Source organism: Phormidium tenue FACHB-1050 (assembly GCF_014696925.1).
Lineage (GTDB): Bacteria > Cyanobacteriota > Cyanobacteriia > Pseudanabaenales > Pseudanabaenaceae > Pseudanabaena.
Map to the genome: position 1 here is coordinate 46,818 of NZ_JACJQY010000030.1, position 19,388 is coordinate 66,205.

General features: G+C 41.2%; 14 protein-coding genes. 8 read left to right on the forward strand and 6 right to left on the reverse strand.

Going from position 1 to position 19,388, the window contains the following annotated elements; all coding sequences use genetic code 11:
- Nucleotides 1-17 precede the first annotated feature (17 nt).
- Together H6G05_RS16885 and H6G05_RS16890 are read right to left on the reverse strand one after the other, a co-directional pair.
- The gene (locus tag H6G05_RS16885) at nucleotides 18-3,290 is read right to left on the reverse strand and encodes a PAS domain S-box protein (RefSeq protein WP_190579590.1); all 3,273 of its coding nucleotides are present in this window, start codon (nucleotides 3,288-3,290) and stop codon (nucleotides 18-20) included.
- A gap of 263 nt (nucleotides 3,291-3,553) precedes the next feature.
- Nucleotides 3,554-6,088 carry a glycogen/starch/alpha-glucan phosphorylase gene (locus tag H6G05_RS16890; RefSeq protein ID WP_190579592.1) on the reverse strand — a complete coding sequence of 845 codons (2,535 nt, stop codon included), beginning with the start codon at nucleotides 6,086-6,088 and terminating at the stop codon, nucleotides 3,554-3,556.
- A gap of 338 nt (nucleotides 6,089-6,426) precedes the next feature.
- Between H6G05_RS16890 and H6G05_RS16895 the strand changes: the two genes are divergently transcribed.
- Nucleotides 6,427-8,241: a SpoIIE family protein phosphatase gene (locus H6G05_RS16895; RefSeq protein ID WP_190579595.1), complete on the forward strand. Its 1,815-nt coding sequence runs from the start codon at nucleotides 6,427-6,429 to the stop codon at nucleotides 8,239-8,241.
- A 201-nt stretch (nucleotides 8,242-8,442) separates the two neighbouring features.
- Here the strand turns inward: H6G05_RS16895 and H6G05_RS16900 are convergent, their stop codons facing one another.
- Nucleotides 8,443-8,640 (reverse strand): hypothetical protein, encoded by a 198-nt coding sequence (locus tag H6G05_RS16900; protein WP_190579597.1) that lies wholly within the window; start codon nucleotides 8,638-8,640, stop codon nucleotides 8,443-8,445.
- Between the two features lie 124 nt (nucleotides 8,641-8,764).
- On the opposite strand from H6G05_RS16900, the gene H6G05_RS16905 reads away from it, so the two are divergent.
- Nucleotides 8,765-10,231 carry a cryptochrome/photolyase family protein gene (locus H6G05_RS16905; RefSeq protein ID WP_190579599.1) on the forward strand — a complete coding sequence of 489 codons (1,467 nt, stop codon included), beginning with the start codon at nucleotides 8,765-8,767 and terminating at the stop codon, nucleotides 10,229-10,231.
- Between the two features lie 103 nt (nucleotides 10,232-10,334).
- Here H6G05_RS16905 and H6G05_RS16910 read toward each other — a convergent pair whose 3' ends face one another.
- Entirely contained in the window at nucleotides 10,335-11,048 is a 714-nt protein-coding gene (locus H6G05_RS16910; RefSeq protein WP_190579600.1) for a phosphoribosylanthranilate isomerase, read from the reverse strand.
- A gap of 18 nt (nucleotides 11,049-11,066) precedes the next feature.
- Between H6G05_RS16910 and H6G05_RS16915 the strand changes: the two genes are divergently transcribed.
- Nucleotides 11,067-11,768 (forward strand): SRPBCC family protein, encoded by a 702-nt coding sequence (locus H6G05_RS16915; protein ID WP_190579602.1) that lies wholly within the window; start codon nucleotides 11,067-11,069, stop codon nucleotides 11,766-11,768.
- Nucleotides 11,769-11,839: 71 nt separating this feature from the next.
- Complete coding sequence (locus H6G05_RS16920; protein WP_190579604.1) at nucleotides 11,840-13,576, forward strand: ATP-binding protein; 1,737 nt, start codon at nucleotides 11,840-11,842, stop codon at nucleotides 13,574-13,576.
- Nucleotides 13,577-13,741: 165 nt separating this feature from the next.
- On the opposite strand, the gene H6G05_RS16925 is transcribed toward H6G05_RS16920, so the two are convergent.
- Entirely contained in the window at nucleotides 13,742-15,973 is a 2,232-nt protein-coding gene (locus H6G05_RS16925; RefSeq protein WP_190579606.1) for an NADP-dependent isocitrate dehydrogenase, read from the reverse strand.
- Nucleotides 15,974-16,166: 193 nt separating this feature from the next.
- Between H6G05_RS16925 and H6G05_RS16930 the strand changes: the two genes are divergently transcribed.
- The 4 genes from H6G05_RS16930 (at nucleotide 16,167) to H6G05_RS16945 (ending at nucleotide 18,706) form a co-directional block, all read left to right on the forward strand.
- On the forward strand, nucleotides 16,167-16,952 hold the full coding sequence (locus tag H6G05_RS16930; RefSeq protein ID WP_190579608.1) for a DUF4357 domain-containing protein: 786 nt from the start codon (nucleotides 16,167-16,169) through the stop codon (nucleotides 16,950-16,952).
- 267 nt (nucleotides 16,953-17,219) lie between these two features.
- Nucleotides 17,220-17,639, forward strand: a complete 420-nt coding sequence (locus H6G05_RS16935; protein WP_190579610.1) for a hypothetical protein — start codon at nucleotides 17,220-17,222, stop codon at nucleotides 17,637-17,639.
- A 344-nt stretch (nucleotides 17,640-17,983) separates the two neighbouring features.
- Nucleotides 17,984-18,142, forward strand: coding sequence for a hypothetical protein (locus H6G05_RS16940; RefSeq protein WP_190579612.1), 159 nt, complete (start codon nucleotides 17,984-17,986; stop codon nucleotides 18,140-18,142).
- 243 nt (nucleotides 18,143-18,385) lie between these two features.
- The gene (locus H6G05_RS16945) at nucleotides 18,386-18,706 is read left to right on the forward strand and encodes a hypothetical protein (RefSeq protein ID WP_190579614.1); all 321 of its coding nucleotides are present in this window, start codon (nucleotides 18,386-18,388) and stop codon (nucleotides 18,704-18,706) included.
- Nucleotides 18,707-19,103: 397 nt separating this feature from the next.
- On the opposite strand, the gene H6G05_RS16950 is transcribed toward H6G05_RS16945, so the two are convergent.
- Complete coding sequence (locus H6G05_RS16950; protein WP_190579616.1) at nucleotides 19,104-19,277, reverse strand: hypothetical protein; 174 nt, start codon at nucleotides 19,275-19,277, stop codon at nucleotides 19,104-19,106.
- Between the last annotated feature and the right edge of the window lie 111 nt (nucleotides 19,278-19,388).

Below are 19,388 nucleotides of genomic sequence, written 5' to 3' on the forward strand. Positions count from 1 at the left end.
AGCGTCGCAGTTATAGATTATTTTAGACTTGAAACTAGCTGAATAATTTCTTGGATGTCAATAGGTTTACTGATGTAATCATCCATACCCGCATCAAAACAGGCTTGTCGATCTTCGGGCAGTACATTGGCTGTCATGGCAACGATCCGCAGGTGAGAATTTTCAGGGTTTTGACGAATCAATTTTGTTGCCATTAATCCATCCATTTCAGGCATTTGGATATCCATGAGGATTAAGTCATAGTCATTAGTTTGAACTGCTTGTAAAGCTTCTACACCATTTTTCGCTAAATCTATTTGATAACCTAATCTTTCAAGGACGGTGGTGGCAATTAGCTGGTTAAATGAGTTATCTTCCACTAATAAAATTTGTAAGGGGAATTTTTCCGCTAATTTGGGGGTGATCGCAAGAGGGGCGGTTGGAGATATTTGTATCTTTTCGATCTCATCTTTCTCGATTTCAGAAGTTGAGATAGCGATCGTAAAATGGAATATTGAACCTTGGGTTGAATATTCGGTGGATGACTCCGAACTCCAATCTAGGCTTGGATTGCCACCAATTCGACCAAAACTTTCTACCCAAATCGTACCACCCAACAATTCCACAAGGCGCTTACTGATAGCTAAGCCCAGTCCCGTGCCCCCATATTTGCGGTTGATGGAGACATCAGCTTGAGTAAATGGTTGAAATAATTGGTCGATCTGATCGCCCTGAATGCCAATACCTGTATCCGCGATCGCAAACTTTAGTATGTTTTTGTTGCTTGATGGAGTACTTGATGAAGTGATGGAAACTGTCACCGCACCGCTTTGAGTGAATTTAATGGCGTTACCAATGAGATTTAGCAAAATTTGCCGCAGACGGAAGCGATCGCTACAAACCGTAGTCGGAACATCAGGGAAGATCGCATATTGGAGGCTAATTTGCTTAGCGATCGCTTGACTATTTAAGAGTTGGCAAACCCGACTAATTAGCTCTTCTAAGTTGAATTCCCATTCTTCTATGACTAACATTCCCGATTCAATTTTCGAGAAGTCGAGAATATCGTTAATTATGTTTAAGAGCGAGTCCCCACTATCTTTGATTGTTTTCACAAAATTCACTTGTTCTTGATCTAGCTCCGTAGTTTCCAGCAGTTGCACCATTCCTAACACACCATTCATAGGAGTACGAATTTCATGACTCATATTAGCCAAAAATGCACTTTTGGCTCTAGTAGCTTCTTCGGCCGCTTCTTTAGCTTTGAGTAGTTCTATTTCAGCATGTTTACGAATGGTAATATTAGCTATGCGAGCCAGACTAAAATGTCGTTCTCCAAAATTAATTCTCTTAAGCAAAAGATCTCCCCAAAATTCATGTCCTTTGAAAGTGACATATTCCAACTCTAACTGGCAAAATCCTTTTTGGTTAACTTCTTGATTAATCCATGCAATTTCCTTTGCGGTGAGAGTATGCTTGTGAAGTTTGCCACCCACAATGTTAAGTAACTGGTTTTTATGATCTGCTTCAAATAGTTCGATGGCTTGCTGATTACAGTCAAATATGAGCGAAGTCTTACTATCGAGTAAGAACAGTGCATCGGTGGATTCATTAAAAAGTAGTTCTCGTAGATCGTGGCTGTAGGTTAACTCCTGTTCCAGTTTCTTGCGATCGCTAATATCACGAATCAGGATCGTGGCTTCATTGTCTCCACAGACAACAATCCGAGCCTCCTCGTAATGAATTTCGCCATTGAGCAAAATTTGGTATTCATGGAGTTGAATTTCTCCAGTCTGAAAAGCTTGTTCGATATAATACATTCGCTGTTGTGAGATTTCTGGATCAAGCACATCTAATATATTTTTACCAAGCATTTGTGCTGGGGAAACTGCAAACTCAATCTCATCAGAGGCAATTGCATCCACATAGAAACCATCACGGCTCACACGTAAAATGAGATCGGGAATTGCATCGATCAAGGCTTGATTGATGGCAACAGCTTGCCGTAGATTTTCTTCGGTTTGTTTTTGCTCACTCAGGTCAATATCTAAACAATAGAGTTCCTGTTCTCCTTCAGTGTTAGTCAACATTAAGTAACTAGAATAAACTGTTACTCTGGAACCATCTTTACGAATTAAGTTCAGTTCATCGGCTGGAATAAGTTGCCCATTTATAAGCCAATTTTGAATTGCATCAATTAAACCTTGTCGCATTTCTAGAGGAATAACCAGATCCTCAAGTTGCTGACCGATTGCCTCGGCCTTGGTATAACCATAAAGATGTTCACTTGCATCATTCCAGTAAATTACTTGACGTTCACGGTTGTAACCTTGGACTGAGATTTTTGGGGTAGACTCAAATAGATTGCGAAATCTCTGCTCACTTTTTTCTAACAAGCCTGAGGCTTGTTTACGATCGCTAATATCTGTCAAAATTCCATTCCAAATAATTGCCCCACTTTCTTCCTGATGAGGAATGGACTTTCCTAAAACCCACTTAATTTTTTCATTAGCAGTTTGAATGCGAAATTCAAAATCCCAAGGTTCTAAAGTCTGAGCTGAAATAGCAATGGATTGCTGTAATAATTCCCAGTCTTCAGGAAAAATCAAGTCCCAAATGACTTGGATATCGTTAATAGCATGTTCTGGAGAAATCCCTGCTAATTCTTGAATGCCCTGACTCACGAATGGCATACTGAATTCCCCTTCAGGGCTGAGTCGAAATTGGTAAACAGCACCTGGTATCGCATCGGTGAGATTGCGTAGCTTGAGTTCACTCTCTTGTAAGGCTACCTCAGCTTGATTGCGTTTGGCTTCATTATTTAGGCGATCGCTTATATCCTGAAAAGTGGCGATCGCATAAATAACCTGTCCCTGCTGATCCCAAATAGGTGTAGCTGTCACTTCTAAAGGCACTACCCGATCAAGACGATGTATTTCTAAATCACTAACTTGAATGGTTTCTCCTGACAAGGCGAGACTACTGAGTAAATCTTCAATCGGATAGGGTTCTTCAGAGCCAGAACGATATATTTGGAAAAACTCTGCAAGGCGATCAGTTTCAGATTCTGCGTAGCGATTAGTACCAAGTAGCGATCGCCCTATATTATTGATATAAATTAGTTGTCCTGTTGCGTCATAGACAGCTATTCCCATCGGTGTCGCATCTAAAAATTGGAGCAGACGGCTTTCACTGATTAACAAGGACACATTGGCAGTAAGTGCATCCACCAGTTGCTTGACACTAGTTGGTGTGTTGTCCCAATCTTCTGGAGAAATCTGCCCAGATACTAAATGAGACTGCTTTTTCATTGAATTTGACTTTTTAATTCACAAAACTGTACCCATACTTTTTCTAAAATTATAGCGGGTTTTATTTTGCCTACAGCAAAATGAAACCCGCTATAAAAAGTAATACCAAAACACAAAATGGCTACGCCATTTTGTGTTTTGAAAACCCTTACTGGGTTTGGTTTTAATTCCCAAAAGTGTAGCCGCACTTTTGGGAATTGGGATAAAGCAATCGTAGAGGCTGTTCATAAATTGCCCCTACGATTATTGTCTAGATTTTAGAATTAACCACCAACATTGAGAGTCGCCCTTGCAGGATCATAGGGTTCCAATTCAACCTTAACTGGTTTCACATTCCAGATATCATCACAGTATTCTTTGATCGTGCGATCAGAAGAGAACTTTCCAGAACGAGCGACGTTGAGAATACTCATCGTTGTCCAGCGTTCGATATCTTGGTAAGCATCACTAACCTTAGCCTGACAATCTGAATAGGCTTGATAATCAGCCAACAACATATAGTCATCATGATGTAAGAGTGAGTCAACCAAAGGCTTGAACAAGTCCTTCTCACCAGGAGAGAAATATCCCATCGCTAGGCGATCGAGTACGGTGCGAAGTTCTTCATTGCTGTCGTAGTAGTCACGAGGATTGTAACCTTCATACTTCATCTTCTCGACTTCCGCCGCCGTCAGACCGAAGAGGAAGAAATTATCATCGCCAACTTCTTCACGAATTTCAATATTGGCTCCATCTAAAGTCCCAATTGTCAACGCGCCGTTCATGGTGAACTTCATGTTGCCAGTACCCGAAGCTTCTTTACCTGCGGTGGAGATTTGCTCCGACAGGTCAGCAGCTGGATAAATTAGTTGTCCAAGGGAAGCACTGAAGTTAGCTAGGAAGACAACCTTAATCCGTCCATGGACATCAGGATCGCGATTGACAACATCGGCGACAGCATTAATCGCTTTGATGATCAACTTCGCCATGAAATATCCAGGAGCCGCTTTGCCTCCAAAAATAAAGGTGCGGGGAGTCATCTTGATATTTGGATTTTGCTTAATCCGTAGATAAAGTCCAATGATGTGCAAGAGGTCAAGATGTTGACGCTTGTACTCATGGATGCGCTTCACTTGAATATCAAAAATCGAGTTGACATCAACTTCTACACTATTGTGAGCCAAGATGTAATCAGCAAGTTTTTGCTTGTTGGCTTGCTTGATTTGTCGCCAGCGATCGCGAAATTCTGGATCGTCAATAAAGGTTTCGAGTTTGCGAAGTTCGTCAAGATGTTTCAGCCAACTACCACCGATTTTTTCGGTAATCAATTCTGAGAAGGTAGGATTGGCTAACAATACCCAACGGCGTGGGGTGACACCATTAGTTTTGTTGTTAAATTTCTCTGGCCAAAGTTTATAGAAATCTCTTAAGACATCTTGCTTTAGCAATTCGGTATGCAGAGCAGCCACACCATTGACTGCGTGACTGCCAATAGTAGCGAGATTTGCCATCCGTACTTTCTTGCCGCCGCCTTCCTCGATGATCGATAGGCGTAATAGCAATTCATTATCATCTGGGAACCAAGTTTGCACATCTTGCAAGAACCGGTGATTGATTTCGTAAATGATTTCCAAATGACGAGGCAACAAGCTCTCAAATAGGGGAACTCCCCATTTTTCGAGCGCTTCAGGCATGAGGGTATGGTTGGTGTAAGCAAAGGTGCTTTGAGTAATTCGCCATGCTTCATCCCAGAACATTTGATGATCATCTACCAGCAAACGCATCATTTCGGCAATGCTGATCGCAGGGTGGGTGTCATTCAGCTGAACCGCAGCATGATCAGCGAGGTTATCTAGACGACCGTATTTTTTGAGGTGACGACGAATGATGTCTTGGAGGGAACAAGAAACGAAGAAGAACTGCTGCTCTAATCGCAACTGACGACCTTGGGGGGTGTTGTCGTTGGGGTAAAGAACTTTGGAGATAGTCTCTGATTTGATCTTGGTAGCTACTGCGCCATCATAGTCGCCAGAGTTAAAGGCTTGGAAGTTAAAGTCTTCGCCTGCTTCGGCTTTCCATAGTCGAAGAGTATTGACGGTATTAGTTTGATAACCAGGGACAGGGGTGTCGTGGGGAATACCTTCAACGGTGAAACTAGGAATCCAACGGGTATGAGGACGACCGCGATCATCGTTGTAGACCTCAGTATGTCCACCAAATTTAACTTGGACAGTGGATTCGTAGCGCACGACTTCCCAAGGGTTGCCGCATTTTAACCATTTGTCAGGGATTTCTACCTGCCAGCCATGTTGAATTGATTGATTGAAAATCCCAAATTCGTAGCGAATGCCATAGCCCATAGCAGGAATTTCTAAGGTGGCAAGGGAGTCAAGGAAGCAAGCCGCTAGACGACCGAGACCGCCGTTACCAAGTCCGGGATCGGGTTCTTGCTCTAGTACTTCGGTAAGGTCTAGCCCTGACTCTTTGACGGCTTGTTCGATCGACTCGTAGAGATCAAGGTTGATCAAGCTATTACCAAGATGTCGCCCCATCAAAAACTCGGCTGACAGGTAGTAAACAGTCTTGATGTCTTGCTCGTGGTAAACCTTGAGTGTTTGCAGCCAACGTTGCAATAGGCGATCGCGTGTGGTGTACGACAACGCCATGTAATAGTCGGTGAAGTTGGCGAGAATAGAGAGTTTGCCTTGTATGTAGAACAGGTTGTCGGCAAAGGCACGCTTGAGGGTTTCGATACTTAAACCTGTGCGATCGTCTTCTACCGTAATATTGCTGGTTTGATTAGCAACATTTGTTTGCATAGAATTATTCCTGAATGGTTACTTTGTCTTATTGCCGTTCTGCTGACCCTAAGGCTGAGGGTAATGCCCCTGTCCTATCCAAGCATAAACTTTGAGTTGTTGGTCATTTATTAACTGATAATTTATGTTTGATGGGCATAATATTTACGGTTTCCTGACATTAGCTCAATTTTTTATGAAAAATTTACCTCCTTATCTTTTGGAGATTATAGGGAATAGCTGCACCAGATCGCAGTCCCAATCAACATAGTACTAGTGCTTAAAACAGTACATTTTGAGCAGCAAACATCCCAAAAGCATTTGGGGGTGCTATCAGAAAAATTTGACATTGTGACCTAATGAAATTATTGCTAAAGACTAAAAAAACAATCAGCACTGCTTGGTGGATTGATAACTTAATTATTGCATTGGGTTATTTTGCATTAAGTGCATTAGTTTTGAAATTACCACAGTCTCAGCTAGGTTCTCCAGTATGGCCCCCTGCTGGGCTTGCGGTTGGAGCTTTATTGTCAAGGGGGCGATCGCGATGGGTAGGAATATTTTTGGGAGCAGCTTTAAATAGTTTTCTTACTTCTAAAGTTCCTTTTCTTTTTGCGATTTGTGCAGGAATTGTACCTACAATAGGAAGTCTAATATCTACTACTTTAGTACTAAATTTTAACAAGACAAATGATCTTTTCGGATATGTTAAATATTTTGTCTTGTTTTGTATTACGGCTATTTTCAGTGGCACTGTTCTACAGGCTTTATTGGGATCATTAATAGTAGCTTTGGTAGGATTAATTCCGTGGAATATCTATTGGAGTGTTACATGGGGATGGTGGGTTGGCGATGCGATCGGGGTATTACTATTTGCGCCTTTGATTTGTGCATGGTGGAACAAGCAATCAAGTATAAAATTTAATGATAATCCTGACAATAAATTTAACAAGAAAGAACTAATCTTATGTTTGTTAATACTAGCAATAACCTTCTATTTAGTACTGATAGAAAATCAACCAATTGAGTATTTTTTATTGCCACCATTGCTATGGTCGGCTTTTCGATTTGGCTCAAAAATTACAACCTTAATTACAATGGTAGTCGCGATGGCTGCGTCTATAAGTACTGCCTATAAATTTGGGGTTTTTTATAAGGTTTCTCAAGAGAGTAACTCTCTCATATTCTTGCAATTATTTATGGGGGTAATGCTAATTACTACAATTGCTGTCTTAGCCTTAGTTGCTGAAAATAATCGAGCATCAGAAAAACTACAAGAACAAGTTATTCTCAAAGATAAAGCTTATACTCAGTTGGATCAAGTCAACAAGAATCTAGAAGATATCATTGATGAGCGTACCAAAGAACTAATAGAAGCTAATCAAGAAATTAATTCTCTAAATCAACGATTAACTGTAGAAAATTATCGGATGAGTTCCGAGTTAGCAGTTACTCGCAAGCTACAAGAGATGATCTTACCAAGAGCAAAAGAATTAAATAGTATCAAAGAATTAGATATAGTTGGATTTATGGAGCCTGCGGATGAAGTGGGCGGCGACTATTATGATGTTTTACAGCGCAATGGGCGAATCAAAATTGGGATTGGGGATGTTACAGGACATGGCTTAGAAAGTGGCGTAATCATGATCATGGTGCAAACTGCGATCCGTACTTTACTAATTAATGGAGAAGGGAATTCTGTTAAATTTTTATCTACGGTTAATCAAACTATTTATGAAAATCTGCAACGTATGAATTGCGATAAGAGTTTAAGTCTAATTCTTATGGATTATCATGATAATAAACTTTATCTAAGTGGGCAGCACGAAAGTGTGATTGTAATTAGATCAAATGGTGAAGTAGAAATTATTGACACAGACTCTCTAGGTTTTCCAATTGGCTTAACTAATGAGATTACTGAATTTATCTTTGAGTTAGAAATCCACTTGGATTTGGGAGATATAGTCTTGTTATATACCGATGGTATTCCTGAAGCTGAGAACCAAAGTAAACAACATTATGGGCTAAAACGATTAATTCAATTAATCAGTGAAGTCCATAAAAAACCTGTTGATCAAATTAGAGAAATTGTAATTAAAGATGTCCGTGAATTTATCGGCTCCCACAAAGTATATGATGACATTACTTTTATGGTTATGAAACGTAAAATCTAAGCTACAAGTAGCGGCGCTTCGCGCCGCTACTTGTAGCTTAGATTTATAGATAACTTTACAAAATAAATTACTAAAACCCGTAAAGTTGCGCCCCGAAGGGGCGCAACTTTACGGGTTATGCTTTGCAATTAAGTAGCTCACCATAATTAAAACCTAGAAAGCTTTCCCGCCCGCTACGCGGGCGGGAAAGCTTTCTAGGTTTTAATTATGCTTAGTTATGGATAATGTTTGTAGCCATTGTCGAAACTCTCGTCGCAATGCACTCATCGGCAGATCCTTACTTTTTTCTAAAAATAGAGAAATTCCTTCTATGACTGGCACTGATGGGAAAGCTTTACTAACAGAGGAGTTAAGGTATTTGCCATCTTCAAATAGGCTAATCTCTAATTTCCCAACCATGAATTTTGAGCGCGTGTAGCGTTTTGCGCTTCCCTCAGTTTAGCAAAAGCCAAGCTCCACTAAGCTTTTGCTAAACTGACTCATATAGAAAAATTTTTAGATATTTTTAAAGACATTGATATTTATGCCTAAAACAGCCAGTAATTTGGGTAATCCGATCGCCCAAAACCCGATCGCTTTGGTATGGCATCGACGGGATTTGCGAATTGATGACAATCCTGCGCTGAGTGAGGCGATCGCGCAAGTAGGCGATCGGGGGATCGTGCTGGGGGTGTTTATTTTTGACCCTGATATTCTTGATGATGGAGTAACGGAGGGGAGCAAGGTTGACTTTATGCTGGGTTGTTTGCGGGAGTTGCAAGCTAACTATCGGCGATTAGGCAGTGATTTGTTATTCATGCTTGGTCAGCCTGTTAATTCGATTTGTGAATTAGCCAAGGCGGTTAAGGCAAGTCATGTCTTTTTTAATCAAGATGTCGAACCCTTTGCCATTAAACGCGATCGCGAAGCAACAAATGCTCTGCAAGAATTAGGAATTAAAGTTCAGAGTTTTATTGATATTGGTTTGATTGCTCCCGATGCGATCGCGACCCAAGCGGGTGAACCTTATAAGGTTTACACTCCTTTTTGGCGCAATTGGCAGGCGAAACTAAAGCCTAAACCCTTTGATGCACCTCAGAAATTGACGGGTTTAGCGAGTTATGAGAATTTACCTGTAATTTCTTTACCAAGTTTGCGCGAACTTAAATTTATCAATGACATTACTTTGCCAAAAGCTGGTGAAGCCGCAGCTATAGAACTTTTAGAAGCTTTTTGTGATGGCAATGGGATCTTGCGCTATCAAACTGAACGGGATTTTCCTGCCCATGCGGGTACATCGACTCTTAGCCCACATTTGCGGTTTGGAACTGTGGGGATTAGAAGGGTTTGGGAAAAGGCGATCGTGGCTGAGCAGCTTGTCCGTAGTGAAGAGGAAGCCACGGGGATCACCACATGGAAACAAGAACTTGCATGGCGCGAATTCTATCAGCATGTGCTGTTTTACTTCCCTGAACTAGAAACGGGAGCCTATCGTCCTCAGATGCGAAATTTTCCTTGGGATGATGATGAGGAAAAATTTGTGGCTTGGTGTGAGGGGCGCACAGGCTATCCGATTGTCGATGCTGCCATGCGTCAGCTTAACCAAACAGGCTGGATGCATAACCGTTGTCGGATGATCGTTGCTAGTTTTCTAACCAAAGATTTGATTATTAATTGGCAATGGGGCGAACGCTATTTTATGCAGAAATTACTAGATGGCGATCTGGCGGCAAATAACGGTGGTTGGCAATGGAGTGCCTCTAGTGGCATGGACCCAAAGCCCTTAAGAATCTTCAATCCTGCTTCGCAAGCCCGTAAGTATGATCCTGAAGGTGAGTATATTTTGCGCTGGTTACCTGAACTGCAAGGCTTAACGACTGCCGAACTTTTAAGTGGTAACATTCCGCCGCATCAGTGTAAAAAACGCGATTACCCTTTGCCAATAGTCGATCACAGCATTCAACAGCAAAAGTTTAAGCAGCTCTATAAAGATTGCAAAGCTAGCCCCTAAGCTCGCACTCAAGCCCTGCACTCAAGTGCTGGCTAAAAGCTAAAACCCGTTGAAACGGGTTATGAAAAATTATTTTTTAGTCTGCTTCAGCAGACTTGGGCTTTTAGCCAGCACTTGAGTGGTGGGCTAATGCTGTGCGATCGCCAATACATCTTTGAATAAACTTCTCAACTTTCGACAAATCTTTATCCCCAGCAGTCCGTTCGACCCCACTTGATACATCTAAACCATGTGGTTTTACCAAAGCGATCGCCTCGGCAACATTTTCAGGTGATAAGCCTCCTGCTAACCACCAGTCACAAGCTGGGCGGAAATCGCGCAACATCTGCCAATCAAGAGTTTTGCCAGTGCCTCCTGCCATATGTGGATCGTAAGCATCAAGTAAAATTGCATCCACAACATTACTAAAAAGATGTGCTTGCTCTAAACCAGCTTGATCCTTGACTCGCAATGCTTTAATCAGCTTGATTTTCGGTTTAATAATGTTGAGATGCGATCGCATCTCAGTACAAAATTCTGGAGATTCATCACCATGGAGTTGCACAGCATTCAGTCCAGCTTGCGTAACTGTTTCACAAATTTCACTAAAACTTGCATTGAGAAATACGCCAATCAAATCTAGCTCAGCAAATTTGGGACTACCTTCCGCAATCTCCGCCTGAGCAGCGAGTAGACTAGAGGTGATTTGAGCAATTGCCGTTGCACTGATATATCGTGGTGAAGCCCTTACACAAATAAATCCCAGTGCGTTTACACCCATTTGAGCGATCGCTTGTGCTTGATCGAGTTTCGTAATCCCACAAATTTTGATATACATACACAAGAACTTAATTCCATGACAGAGTATTCATCCTATCTAAAGTCTATGCAATCCCATCAAAAACTAGGTCAGAAATTAGGCAAGAAAATTGTGACAAAACTTTCCGCAGGATCAGCGATGTTGATGGCGATCGCGATCGCTTGCTGCACACCAACGCTCCCCGCACGAGCCGCCCTATTTGATGGACCAGTTGATCGCTTGCCTTCGATCCAGCGTGATTCTCTTCGCAAGGGGCAAACTGTAGTCACAGGTAGTAATGGTAAATATGTAGCAAGAGTGCTAATCACAGCCTCAACTGATGCAGTTTGGCGAGTTTTGACCGACTATGCTAATCTCTACAAATTTATTCCCAACATGACTTCTAGTAAGATCCTTGAAAATCGTGGTAACCGCAAGGTGATTGAGCAGGTAGATTCGCGTCAAGTCTTCTTAGTTTCGATTGTCTCGCGTACTAAACTTGCCATTCAGGAAACCGATCGCAAACAAATTGATTTTCGACTTGTTGATGGTGATCTTGCCAAAATGGAAGGATATTGGAAAATAGAACCTGTCTCCACCGTGCCACGTCGTCCACCTACTCAAATTTTGATTACTTACACTGTTAATGCTCAGCCCAAGGGTGGTACACCTACTGACGCTTTTTATAGCATTTTCAAAGAAGCTTTAGGTGACACCTTGCAAGCTATTAAGCAAGAAGTCGCAAGTAGAAATAGATAATCAAAACAAGACAGAATTTGCTATGCAAATTCTGTCTTATTCTCAAATCATCAATCTCCATAATTAAGCACATGATCGAGCCGATTGGATATATATTAGGAACCAAAGATGCAACCCCGCTTGAGTTTTGGGTAGCCGTAAGTGATGGCAAAGTCCTTCGTCTCGATGATGTTGTACAGGTAAAAACCGATCGCCCCGATAAAAAGGGAATTGTCAACTTTTATGGTGTGGTTGATCATGTGAGAACGATCCATGAAGGAACCCAATTTGATACGGATACATTTCTAGTTACTACTGGCAGTATGCCTGTGAATGTGTCCTATGCTGCCCATATCCAAGTCACACGGATTGAGCCTGAAGAATATTTACCACCACAACCGAGCGATGCTGTTTATTTAGCTGAAGATGAGAATCTCAGATTTGCGCTAAATTTCGATGGCATGGAGCAGCGCATATCCGCAGGGATTATGCGAAATGGAAGTCCAGCCTATTTAAACTATGAATTTATTGATGGCACAAAGGGTGCTCATGTCAATATTTCAGGGATTTCGGGGGTAGCAACGAAGACTTCCTTTGCTTTATTTTTACTACATTCTATTTTTAATTCGGCGGCTTTGGGGTCTAAGAGAGCAAATACGAAAGCACTCATTTTTAATGTCAAAGGGGAAGATTTATTTTTCTTAGATAAACCCAACAATAAAATGCGTGAGGAAGATCGCCATACCTATCATGCCCTCGATTTACCCGTAGAACCTTTTCGGGATGTCCGTTTTTGTGTTGCGCCCAAGAAAAATACCCAAGAGATAGAACCGCATCTCGATCAACGTTCCGATAATATCTCGGCATATGTATGGGGGATGCGCGAATTTTGTCGCGATCGCCTATTTCGGTTCTTATTTGCAGGTGATGATCTTGAGCGTGGAAATATTGGCTTTTTGGCAAGTATTGTTGAAGAACGTCTAGCCAGATTGGCAATGGATAATGATAAATATGATAAGAAGCTAGGATTTTTGCCTAGAGCTAGTCTGGACTTAGATGATGCCTATGGAGAAGATGGCAAAGATAAGGTAGAGACATTTCGGGATTTGATTGAATTTCTCGAAGATAAATTAGTGGAGAATCCCGATCAGAAATGGCTAGGGCGCAATGCTCCTGCAACTGCGGAGGCTCTAACCCGTCGCCTCTGGGGAATTGCCGATGAAATGGGACATCTCATTCGAGGCGATCTTCCACCCGAAGAATTACAAAAATATAAGCTCGATCCGCTAGCTGCGGAATATCAGTTAACGATCGCTGATATCAATAAGCTCGGCAGTAAAGCCCAAAAGTTTGTAGTAGGCGTGCTGCTGCAAAAACTCTTCATGGAAAAGGAAAAGCGCGGTCAATATCCTGTTGTCTTTATCGTCCTTGATGAGTTGAATAAATATGCGCCTAAGGAAGGTCGTAGCCCTATTAAAGACTTGCTCGTGGAAATCGCCGAACGAGGACGATCACTAGGAATTATCTTGATTGGCGCACAACAAACTGCTTCTGAAGTAGAACGGCGTGTAGTCGGACAGGCGGCGGTGCGAGTAGTTGGTCGTCTGGACTCCGCCGAGGTGGAGCGCCCTGAATACAACTTTTTGACGGGTGCTTGTCGGAAGCGATCGCTATTATTAAAATCAGGCAGCATGTTTATCCATCAGCCTGAAGTTCCATCTCCTTTGCTGGTTGGATTTCCTTTCCCTGCTTATGCAACGAGATTGCGAGAAGTCCAAATCAATGACGTTGAAGAGAAGGTTCTAAAGAGTAAAGTGAAGCGACTTTAAGGAATTGCTGTAATCTATAGGATTTATGCAAATAAACCAAGAACTCAAGTTCTTGGCTAAAAGCTCAAGTCCACTGAAGTGGACTACAGAATATTATAAATTAACCCGTTTCAACGGGTTTGAGCTTTTAGCCCGCACTTGAGTGCAGGGCTTCGGGAATTGGTATCAATGGAGTGAACTAATCGCCTCATTCAGAGTCTGACTAGGGCGCATCGCTTGATTAGCTTTATCACAATCAGCGAAATAATAGCCACCAATATCGACGGATTGACCTTGAACGGCACTCAACTCTTGAATAATTTGGCTTTCCTTATCCGCCAAGATCTGCGCCAATTCAGCAAATTTTGACTGTAGTTCCAAATTCTGATCCTGTTCCGCTAGAGCCTGGGCCCAGTAAAGCGCGATATAGAAATGACTGCCACGATTATCAATACCGCCAATCTTGCGAGAAGGCGATTTATCGTTGTTGAGATAGAGACTGTTCGCTTGATCGAGAGCCTTAGCCAAGATCATTGCGTTCTCATTGTTGGTTTTGCGTCCGAGGTCTTCGAGGGTAACAGCGATCGCTAAAAATTCTCCGAGGGAGTCCCAGCGCAAATGCCCTTCCTCAAGGAACTGCTGAACGTGTTTAGGAGCAGAACCACCCGCACCCGTTTCAAACAGTCCACCACCAGCGAGCAATGGCACGATTGAGAGCATTTTGGCGCTAGTACCGAGTTCGAGAATTGGGAATAAATCCGTGAGATAGTCCCGCAAGACATTACCAGTTACGGAAATCACATTTTTACCCACTTTAATCTGTTCGCAGGTAAATTTCATCGCTGCTACAGGTGACATAATCTGGATATCTAGCCCTGTGGTGTCATGGTCTTGTAAATAGGTCTTCACCTTGATAATCAGATTCGCATCATGGGCGCGATGTTCATCTAACCAAAAGATTGTAGGATTACCCGTTGCTCTCGCTCGATTTACAGCAAGTTTGACCCAATCTTGGATTGGTAAGTCCTTGGTTTGACACATCCGCCAGATGTCACCCTTGGCGACATTATGCTCAATGAGAACAGTTCCCGATTCATCGCTAACGCGCACCACCCCATCCGCAAGAATCTCAAAAGTTTTATCATGGGAGCCATATTCCTCAGCCTTCTGCGCCATCAAGCCCACATTGGCGACATTTCCCATTGTGGTGACATCAAAGGCTCCATTTTCTTGACAAAACTCGATACAGGCTTGATAAATCGTGGCATAACAGCGATCGGGAATCATTGCCTTGGTATCATAAGCCTTGCCATCCGCGCCCCACATCTTGCCAGATGTACGAATTGTCGCCGCCATGGATGCGTCAATAATCACATCGCTAGGAACGTGCAGATTTGTAATTCCCTTATCGGAATTGACCATTGCTAAACGTGGCTGCTTCTCATAAACTGCTTGCAAATCTGCGGCGATCGCTTCTTTTTGTTCATCAGGTAAAGCTTGAATCTTGGCGTAAACGTCGCCTAAACCATTGTTGGGATTAACTCCCAATTGCTTGAAGGTGTCAGCATACTTCTCAAATACATCTTGATAATAGACTGTCACCGCATGACCAAAGAGAATCGGGTCAGAGATCTTCATCATCGTTGCCTTGACATGGAGAGACAGCAAAATATCTTCTTCCTTAGCCTTAGCAATTTCTTGAGCATAAAAAGCCCGTAAAGCCTTGACACTCATCACCGAAGCATCAATGACTTCGCCTTCTAATACAGGGGTTTTCTCTTTGAGAACTTGAGTGGATCCATCAGCTTTGGTTAATTCAATCTTGACTACGCCAGCTTTGGGAATTACCACCGATTTCTCGCTACCGTAAAAATCACCCTCTGCCATGTGCGATACATGGGATTGAGAATCCTTTGACCATGCGCCAACGGAATGGGGATGCTTTTGAGCAAATTCTTTAACGGCTAAAGCCACACGGCGATCGCTATTTCCTTCACGCAATACTGGATTAACCGCACTGCCCAACACCTTAGAATATTTCGCCTTAATCGCCTTGTCTTCTTCAGTTTGCGGATCAGCAGGATAGTTAGGAATGTTATAACCCTTGGCTTGCAATTCAGCGATCGCTGCCGTTAACTGTGGCAGGGATGCGCTAATATTCGGGAGCTTGACTATATAGGCGCTAGGAGTTTGAGCCAATGCTCCCAGTTCTGCAAGGGCATCAAATTGACGCTGCGATTCGGTTAAGTACTCAGGAAAATTCGCAATAATCCGCCCAGCCAGAGATATATCTTTGAGTTCAACCTCGATGTCGGCGGCTTTTGTAAAAGCTTGCACAATAGGCAGTAGGGAGTAAGTGGCTAGGGCTGGGGCTTCATCGGTAAAGGTATAGGTAATTTTTGAGGTTTGATTGCTCATGTCAATGGGACGGATTTCTTGCGGATTTATTACAGCTTAGATGATACATGGCTTAGTTAACCCGATTCGTATCGTTGCATCCAGAAATTTACATTATATAATTATTAATATTTCCGTCTGCGATCGCGTCAGATTAGTTAGAAATAGTTTTTCCTTCGTTTTAATACATAGTTAACTCATCAGTGCCAAATTCATGAAATATGACAAACTTAAATGCGATTTAAAAGGAATTACAGCATTTGGATACTATAAAAATCAAGACAGAAAAGAATTTGTAGTTTTAAAAGGCTCTTTTGCTGTTGGTGATTCGGAACTTTCTCCAGATTTTCGTGAAGCCAAAAAAACTAGATACAAAACATATCTAAAAATAAGGAGCGACCTTATTAAGGCTAAAAAATTAGAAAAAAAGCCTGATGGTGATGGTTATCAATTTGCCGAAGATGTTGTTTTTAAGTCTCCATCTCGAGCGATATCTATAATTTTGGGGTATAACGAGAATGGTGTCGACGAATTTAAACCGACTGGTGAAAAAGTTGACCCTGAAGAAAATATAAGATCTGTGAACCAAACGATTGTTTTGAAACCTGATAGTATAAAAACAGTTGAGACTCCTGTATTGGCTAAACAGCCTTTCTTTAAGGAAGAAGACGATGAACTAGCCTTCTCTGAAGGAAAAAAGGTTGAGCGATTACACAAGTTAATAGAGAGAGATAAGACTGTAGTCGATTTGGCTAAAAAGAAGGCGAAACTTCGTGATCCCTTTCTATGCTGCTCAGTCTGTGGTTTCTCTTTCTTGAAGGTATACGGAGAAGATTTTATAGAGGCTCATCATACTAAACCTTTGTCGGAAATTACAGGAGAAACAGAAACCAAAGTTGAAGATCTAGCAATAGTATGCTCGAATTGCCACAGGATGCTGCACAGAAGAAAACCTTGGCGCTCAATATCGGATTTAAAATCAATTTTGAATCGCAAGTGATTTTGTATTGCGATCGCTGTTTGAATTTTTGGGAGTAGCGATCGTGATTTTTTGGGGGCGATAGAGGGGAGCGCTCGCTGTTTGTTTTTTGTGGAGTGGCGATCGTGATTTTTGGGATTGAAGGGGCGATGCAAAGTGATAAACCTATGTAAGGATCAAGCAGCAAACGGACAAAAAATAATACTAAGCTTGAAAGCCTTACCCAATATGTATCATGGCTAAAATGGTCTTCTACAAAAAACGATAAAACTTTTGTAAAGAAAAATATTGAATGCAAAATTATCGGTTACGATCAAAAAAATTCGATTCTTATATTCTTCAAACATGAAAAGATTCCTTTTTGCTTTGCTTTTTTTATTCTTTCCATTAGCCAGCTTAAATCTCAGTTATCCATCGATTAGTTTCGCTCTCGATTATCAATTCGTGAATGAGACATCTTGGAAAGTTGGTTCATATGAAAATGGGGTTAAATCCGATGCTGAATCAGTACCATGGGTTTTTCGTTCCAATAAAACTGTAAATGCTGGAAATTTATGGAGAGGAATTTGGAAAGAAGAAATTGGAAATAGAATTAATGTTGTGATTCCCTCCCAAGATGAATTTGAAGTTAACTTTCTCAATGCTAACGAGTTCATTGTATTTAAAAATGGGGAACCCTATAGGTGGGGGCGGCGACAGTTCCAATAGGACTAGCTAGAGACATTTACTCAGAAGACCTACGGGGGGGGGGAATTGAGGTAGTGTTCTAAGGCTCCCTGTATCTACCCCACGAAGCTCTTACCAGTGAAACAATAGCACCCGCAAATTTTTACTCAAGCGAAGCAAAAACTTTTTAAGTTCTTGATAATTCTTAGCTACAGTGCAAATATGCTCACACAATGGATTTATCACATTCCAAAAAGGCGATCGCCTCAATCGCCTTTTTTTTGTGCAAAGACATATCGAACAGCATCATACTGATCTTATCAAAATGAAACTAACGACACATTTAGCCTTTTGAGGCGATCGTAAATTGATTCATTTTTAGGCAAATGTTGCCATTTATTCCCCTTTACGATCACTTATTTTCTCGTTGTTTTGTTAGTGTGGGGCGATCGCTAGTTGATTTTGGTGAAGTGGCGATCGTGATTTTTTTATTGCAGACAAAAAGCTTGATGCATATTCAATTAATAGACTATGGGAATAAGTGAAGTTATAAGCAGATATCCAAGACAAGCACGGCGAAATTAGGTAACCTAAAACTTTCGAGAGTACTTAAAATGCTTCGCATTTTGGATTTCTAGACTTGCTCGAAACTCTCTATCCAAATATTTGCATACCTGCTTCAATCTCAGATATATTTGATGAATAGAATCTCCATACTTTAGTGATGGCGAGATATATAAAGACAACTTTGAGATCTAAATTCGCTGAGAAAAGAGGAATCCCTACCCATGTCTACAACTTGTTTTAGCGTCAATGATCATGAGCTACAGTTGTCTTGTGATTTAAGTGGTAAAGAGAGCATCATTTACGATAATGAAACGGTTTCTGAAAAACAAAATTTTGGTTTGTCATCTACTCATCACTTTGAAGTGATTGAAAATGGAGAAAATGTTAAGTATAACGTAACCTTTAAACCTACTCTTTCAAGTTTAGTTCAGTACAATGTAAAATGTAATAACATTCTTGTTAAGAAAGGTTCAATTACCTCGATAACAATTGGTGTAATGAGAATATTTTTCTTCTTTCTTGGGTTCGGTCTGGTCGGATAGCTTCTAGTATTTGCTTTTCCCAAACATATTTTCGTGGAAATTTTTACTTCAAAATATACTCCAAGTGAGTTAAATTGGCTTTATATCAATTTTGGAATTGATGTTATTTTTGGTATTTTCTTTCTTCTATTTGCGTTTTTATTAAAGCAAATTCTACTAAACCGACCGAAACTTATTACTACAACCTTGTGGATTCGCATAGGGATAATGATCGCTTCAATGCCTTTATTATTGTGGAACTCTATACAAAGGCAAAACTTTTTAGATTTTAGATTTGGAATAGTTCCTTGGGTTGGATATATTTGGCTATTTTGGTTCGTTTTGGAAAATAGCAAAGCAATAGCGAAGGATCTCAAATCAAAAATATAGCTGTCGTTTAGCTGTTTGAATTTTTCGCTCATGTAGGGAAATAGGTGGAAGGAGGAAAAAGAAGACGACGCAGGAAGTCAAAATCAATCCAACGCAGATTGTATGACCACTCAAACATGGCTACATACAGATACAAATACTTTTTGTGAATACCGCGAAAGGGACGCAGGAAATTGCGTAAACCAACCCACATCCCTTCCATAGTATTGCAACCTACATTCAGCAGGTTATTTAAGACAAAAAATAATATTTACGAGAAGAGGCCCCGAGAAACTGCAAAATTAGATTTTGTCGATCAGTAAGCTTAATCTGA

Excerpts from the sequence above, each read along its gene's own strand:
- H6G05_RS16885 (WP_190579590.1), bottom strand. The coding sequence starts at position 3,290 with ATGAAAAAGCAGTCTCATTTAGTATCTGGGCAGATTTCTCCAGAAGAT.
- H6G05_RS16890 (WP_190579592.1), bottom strand. The coding sequence starts at position 6,088 with ATGCAAACAAATGTTGCTAATCAAACCAGCAATATTACGGTAGAAGAC.
- H6G05_RS16895 (WP_190579595.1), top strand. The coding sequence starts at position 6,427 with ATGAAATTATTGCTAAAGACTAAAAAAACAATCAGCACTGCTTGGTGG.
- H6G05_RS16900 (WP_190579597.1), bottom strand. The coding sequence starts at position 8,640 with ATGGTTGGGAAATTAGAGATTAGCCTATTTGAAGATGGCAAATACCTT.
- H6G05_RS16905 (WP_190579599.1), top strand. The coding sequence starts at position 8,765 with ATGCCTAAAACAGCCAGTAATTTGGGTAATCCGATCGCCCAAAACCCG.
- H6G05_RS16910 (WP_190579600.1), bottom strand. The coding sequence starts at position 11,048 with ATGTATATCAAAATTTGTGGGATTACGAAACTCGATCAAGCACAAGCG.
- H6G05_RS16915 (WP_190579602.1), top strand. The coding sequence starts at position 11,067 with ATGACAGAGTATTCATCCTATCTAAAGTCTATGCAATCCCATCAAAAA.
- H6G05_RS16920 (WP_190579604.1), top strand. The coding sequence starts at position 11,840 with ATGATCGAGCCGATTGGATATATATTAGGAACCAAAGATGCAACCCCG.
- H6G05_RS16925 (WP_190579606.1), bottom strand. The coding sequence starts at position 15,973 with ATGAGCAATCAAACCTCAAAAATTACCTATACCTTTACCGATGAAGCC.
- H6G05_RS16930 (WP_190579608.1), top strand. The coding sequence starts at position 16,167 with ATGAAATATGACAAACTTAAATGCGATTTAAAAGGAATTACAGCATTT.
- H6G05_RS16940 (WP_190579612.1), top strand. The coding sequence starts at position 17,984 with ATGTTGCCATTTATTCCCCTTTACGATCACTTATTTTCTCGTTGTTTT.
- H6G05_RS16945 (WP_190579614.1), top strand. The coding sequence starts at position 18,386 with ATGTCTACAACTTGTTTTAGCGTCAATGATCATGAGCTACAGTTGTCT.
- H6G05_RS16950 (WP_190579616.1), bottom strand. The coding sequence starts at position 19,277 with ATGGAAGGGATGTGGGTTGGTTTACGCAATTTCCTGCGTCCCTTTCGC.